The sequence below is a fragment of the Neorhizobium sp. BETTINA12A genome, from assembly GCF_023006485.1.
Lineage (GTDB): Bacteria > Pseudomonadota > Alphaproteobacteria > Rhizobiales > Rhizobiaceae > Neorhizobium.
The window spans coordinates 1-2,139 of sequence record NZ_JALBGW010000304.1 but is presented as its reverse complement, the minus strand read 5'-3'; the positions used below and the strand labels follow the sequence as shown (position 1 = coordinate 2,139).

Sequence of the window (2,139 nt, the reverse complement as noted above, 5' to 3'; positions counted from 1 at the left end):
GTGCGGGCCTTCGCCAAGGCGATGCATGTCTCCGCCTCGACGGTGGTGGAGGCCTATGAGCGGCTGGCCGCCGAGGGGCTGATCCGCTCGCGACCCGGATCGGGTTTCTACGTGTCGACGCCGCTGGCGCCGCTGTCGCTCTCCGAGATCGGCCCGAAGCTCGACAGGGCGATCGATCCGTTCTGGGTATCACGACAGGCGTTGGAGGAGGGTGACCTGCTGAAGCCCGGCTGCGGCTGGCTGCCGTCCTCCTGGATGCCGGAGGCGGCGATCCGGAGGGCTTTGCGCAGCCTGTCGCGCAGCGAGGACCGGGTCCTGTCCGACTACGGCACGCCGCTCGGCTCGCCGCAACTGCGGCAGCTCCTCTCCCGGCGAATGGGCGAACACGGCATACCGGCCGCTTCGGACCAGATCATCCTCACTGAATCCGGCACCCAGGCGATCGACCTTCTCTGCCGTTTCCTGATCGAGCCGGGCGATGCGGTTCTGGTCGACGATCCCTGTTATTTCAATTTCCATGCCCTGCTGCGTGCGCATCGCGCAAAGGTCGTCGGCGTGCCGATGACGCCGGCCGGGCCGGATGTCGAGGCTTTCGGAAACGCGATCGAGGCGCACAAGCCGCGGCTCTACATCACCAATTCGGCAATCCACAATCCGACCGGCGCCACGCTTTCGCCGGTCGTGGCGCACCGGCTGCTGAAACTCGCCGACCGCGCCGGCCTGACGATCATCGAGGACGATATCTTCGCCGACCTGGAACATGAGCCGGCGCCGCGACTTGCCGCCTTCGATGGCCTTGACCGCGTCGTGCATATCGGCAGCTTTTCGAAGACCCTGTCGGCTTCGGTGCGCTGCGGCTTTATCGCCGCCAGGCCGGAATGGATCGAAGGTCTGGTCGACCTGAAGATCGCCACCAGCTTCGCGGCGGGCCGGTTGTCCTCGGAGCTCGTCTTGCTGCTGCTGACCGACGGCAGCTACCGGAAACATCTGGAAGAACTGCGCGTCCGGCTGTCGCGGGCAATGGACGCGACGACGGGCCGGCTCGTAACACTCGGCATCACCCCCTGGCTTCAGCCGCGCGCAGGCCTGTTTCTCTGGTGCCGGCTTCCGAACGGGATAGAGGCGGCGGATGTGGCGCGCGCCTGCCTTGCCGACAATATCGTGCTCGCTCCCGGCAACGCGTTCAGCCTCTCCCAGAATGCCGGAAGTTTCCTGCGCTTCAACGTGGCGCAGTCGGAGGATGCGAGGATATTCCGGAGCCTCGAACGGGCGCTCGGCCGTTGTGGTTAACAATGAGTTGACAGCTGTCAACCGGGCTCAGGGGGTCGCCTGCCGTCGTGCTCAGTTCTGCGCCAGCGTCGTGCGCGGCCCTATCCAGCTGTGCCACTGCTCTTCCGAGCCATGGAAGACGTTGAGGTCGATCTTGCCGGCGACGCCGTGCGACAGGCCGGAGCCGGAATATTGCCAGAACAGCCATTTGCGGCCCGGATAGACCTTGGAGGGATGCTGCGCAACGGCACGCAGCCAGAAGGGATAGTTGAGAAGCTCGCCCGACAGGTTGTCCTCGTAGAAATCCGGCGCCGTGTAGATGATCGGCCGCTGGCCGTAATAGCGCTCCAGCTTGTCCATGAAGACCTGCATCTTGTCGAGCACCCGGGCGCGCGAAAGTTTTGCCTTGCAGTTCGACTCGCCATTCCATTCGACGTCGATGACCGGCGGCAGCGCGTCCGGATCGCGCGGCACGTTGCGGATGAACCAGTCGGCCTGTTCGCCGGCGGTGCGGCACCAGTAGAAGAAGTGGTATGCACCGCGCTTGATGCCGGCTTCCTTGGCCCCGCGCCAATTGGTCTTGAACATCGGATCGAGATGGTCGCCGCCGTCGGTCGCCTTGATATAGGCGAAGTTGGCCCCTTGTGTCCTCAGCTTCGCCCAGTCGATATCGCCCTGCCAGCGCGACACGTCGACGCCGTGGACGGCATAACTTCTCGGCGACACTCTGCCGAAGTTGATCGGCTTGGCATCGCGGAACTGGCGGCTGTAGATCTGCATGCGACCGCGGCGAGGGGCGGGTTCCGCCTCCGGGCTGTCGGGCATCAGCATGGCGACCGGTCGCTCGGCGGGAAGCGGCATGCCGACCGT

The 2,139-nt window shown here is 65.2% G+C and carries 2 protein-coding genes; one reads left to right on the top strand and one right to left on the bottom strand.

Annotation, left to right across the window (positions count from 1 at the left end):
* Window positions 1–1,290 (top strand): PLP-dependent aminotransferase family protein (locus tag MOV61_RS29610; protein WP_247139134.1); only part of this gene is annotated, 1,290 nt, incomplete at its 5' end.
* 51 nt (window positions 1,291–1,341) lie between these two features.
* Here the strand turns inward: MOV61_RS29610 and MOV61_RS29605 are convergent.
* The coding region (locus MOV61_RS29605; RefSeq protein WP_247139133.1) for a glycoside hydrolase family 25 protein at window positions 1,342–2,139 on the bottom strand (798 nt) is incomplete at its 5' end.